Source organism: Aedoeadaptatus nemausensis (assembly GCF_903819165.1).
Taxonomy (GTDB): Bacteria; Bacillota; Clostridia; order Tissierellales; family Peptoniphilaceae; genus Aedoeadaptatus; species Aedoeadaptatus nemausensis.
Genome location: NZ_CAIJCS010000034.1, coordinates 1 through 2545, shown reverse-complemented (window position 1 = coordinate 2545; position 2545 = coordinate 1). Strand labels below are relative to the sequence as shown.

Below are 2545 nucleotides of genomic sequence, written 5' to 3'. Positions count from 1 at the left end.
ATAAGGAGCGAAGAGAATTGTGATGGAGCTGACTCACTACAATTTATGGGAGGTAACAATTATGGCAAATAAGGTAAAGTTTAATATTTGCAATGTGCATTACGCTCTTTTTGATAAAACCGAAGAGGGCGTTATTAAATATAAGACACCAGTACCAATGCCTGGTGCTGTTTCGATTTCATTAGATCCTAATGGAGAGCCAGAAAGCTTTTATGCAGATGGAATTGAATACTACACTATTTCAAACAATATGGGCTATGATGGAGATTTAGAAATCGCCCTTATTCCAGAATCTTTTAGGACTGATGTTTTGATGGAAAAATCAGATTCAAATAAAGTTCTTATTGAATCTTCAAATTCTGAAACAGCAAACTTTGCACTTCTTTTTGAGTTTGATGGTGATCAAAAGAAAATCCGTCATGTCATGTATAACTGCTCAGCAGCAAGACCTACTCTCGAAGGAGAAACTAATGAAGAATCAAGAGAAGTCCAACCAGAAACCTTATCTATCCAAGCAAGACCACTTCCAAATGGAAATGTAAAGGCTAGAACAGGTGAGGAGACTACAAAGGAAACTTATGATGGTTGGTATAAGTCAGTCTATATGCCCACAGAAACGACAGTAACACCTTCAAGGGCAAGTGTTGGAGGTAAATAAATATGGCACTAACAAAGAAAATTCAGATTGACGGGCAAGATGTTATTTTTCGTGCATCAGCAGCTATCCCAAGAATCTATAGACTTAAATTTGGAAGAGATATCTTCAAAGACTTAATGGAACTTGAAAAGTCCATGAAGAAAAATGATGAAGATAAATCTAATCTTGACATAGGCTCATTAGAACTATTTGAAAACATAGCCTATGTTATGGCAAAGCATGGAGATAAATCTGTACCAGATAGTCCAGAAGAATGGTTGGATAATTTCTCAACCTTTTCAATTTATCAAATTCTACCTCAGCTAATTGAATTATGGGGACTTAATATAAAATCGGAAGAAGTTCCTAAAAAAAAGTAAGGCCAACAGAAAGACCAATGACTACACCCTTGTTTCTATTAAGGGCAGTAGAGCTTGGTCTTTCTGTTTCTGATTTATCTCTACTAACAATTGGACTTGTAAATGATATGTTTACAGAAAAGAATAATGACGACTATAAATATAAAGAAGTAGCTACGCAAGAAGACTTTGATAAATTTTAATCTTCAAGCTTAGCTACTCTTTTTTCAGCGTCTTTATAGACTTTGGATTCCGCTCTTGCACCGATAATAATGACAAGAACTTCGTCATCTGATTTTTCCAATTTATAAACGATCCTAAGACCTGAACTCTTAAGTTTAATTTTCATAAGACCAGCAAGCTTAGAATCAGAAAGGTTAGAAAGAGGCTTGCCATACCCACCTTCAGTATTAGGAAGAGGATTTATCAAGATCCTCTTAAGTGCTTTATCGACAATTTTCTTTGAGATCCATCTAAGGCTTTATAGTCTTGGATGGCTTCTTTTATAAAGGATAGTTTATAGTTCATTCAATTTCGTCCTCATCAAGAGGAGAGACTTCATTTAAATTGATATGAAAGGCTTCTTCAAATTCATCTTGAGAAATTAAATCGGATTTATCCATTGATGACATCCTTGTATTGGCAAGCATAAGATCTCTTGCATCTTCGAGTTCATCAATAAGTTTCATATATTCATCTGGGGAAAGAAGAATGCACTCAGGGGCGTTATTTTTTAATACAACCTTAGAACCGTTCACTTTGACATCATCGAAAATACGTCCAGCTAGGCCTCGATTAAATTCAGAAATGGATACAGTCTTGTTGGATAATTCTTTTACAAAATTCATACTTATCACCTCAAGATAAGTATAGCAAAAATTGATAAAAACATCAACAAAAACACTGATAAATATATCTCTAAAGAGGAGGTGAGATATTGGCAAATAGAATAAAAGGGATAACTGTTGAGATTGGTGGAGATACTACCAAATTACAGACCGCACTAAAACAAGTTAATACGGAGATAAAACATACCCAATCAGAACTTCGTGATGTCAATAAACTTCTAAAACTTGATCCTGGAAATACAGAACTTATCTCCCAAAAGCATAAGCTATTAGGACAGACCTTAGAAGAAACAAAGAACAAATTAACTTCTTTGAAAGAGGCACAAAAACAAGCTGAACAGGCTCTTGCAGAAGGAAAGATTTCCCAAGAGCAATATGATGCACTTAAACGAGAGATTATTGAAACAGAACAAGCCCTTAAATCTTTAGAAAGGCAAGGTGCAACCACTAATCAAACCCTGCAAAACATAGCTATTACTGGAGAAAAATGGCAAAACACAGGGCAAAATATAGAAAATGTAGGAAGAAAAATGATGCCAGTATCTCTTGCAGTAGCAGGTCTTGGGGTAGCGGCTGTAAAGACTGCATCAGATTTTGATTCAGGTATGTCAAAGGTAAAAGCAGTATCTGGTGCAACAGGCTCCGACTTTGATGCCCTAAGGGAAAAGGCTCGTGAAATGGGGGCCAAGACCAAGTTCTCA

At 35.8% G+C, this 2545-nt stretch carries 5 protein-coding genes; 3 read left to right on the top strand and 2 right to left on the bottom strand.

All coding sequences use genetic code 11. From position 1 onward, the window contains the following. The first annotated feature begins 61 nt into the window (after positions 1 to 61). On the top strand, positions 62 to 658 hold the full coding sequence (locus tag PEPTYR26121_RS08455; protein ID WP_008901312.1) for a major tail protein: 597 nt from the start codon (positions 62 to 64) through the stop codon (positions 656 to 658). A 2-nt stretch (positions 659 to 660) separates the two neighbouring features. Further along, on the top strand, positions 661 to 1017 hold the full coding sequence (locus PEPTYR26121_RS08450) for a hypothetical protein (protein WP_002834869.1): 357 nt from the start codon (positions 661 to 663) through the stop codon (positions 1015 to 1017). Between the two features lie 178 nt (positions 1018 to 1195). Here the strand turns inward: PEPTYR26121_RS08450 and PEPTYR26121_RS08445 are convergent, their stop codons facing one another. Next, complete coding sequence (locus PEPTYR26121_RS08445) at positions 1196 to 1426, bottom strand: hypothetical protein (RefSeq protein WP_019131813.1); 231 nt, start codon at positions 1424 to 1426, stop codon at positions 1196 to 1198. A 94-nt stretch (positions 1427 to 1520) separates the two neighbouring features. After that, positions 1521 to 1844, bottom strand: coding sequence for a type II toxin-antitoxin system Phd/YefM family antitoxin (locus PEPTYR26121_RS08440; protein ID WP_019131811.1), 324 nt, complete (start codon positions 1842 to 1844; stop codon positions 1521 to 1523). An 89-nt stretch (positions 1845 to 1933) separates the two neighbouring features. On the opposite strand from PEPTYR26121_RS08440, the gene PEPTYR26121_RS08435 reads away from it, so the two are divergent. After that, on the top strand, positions 1934 to 2545 hold a 612-nt coding region (locus tag PEPTYR26121_RS08435), incomplete at its 3' end, for a phage tail tape measure protein (protein ID WP_180500980.1).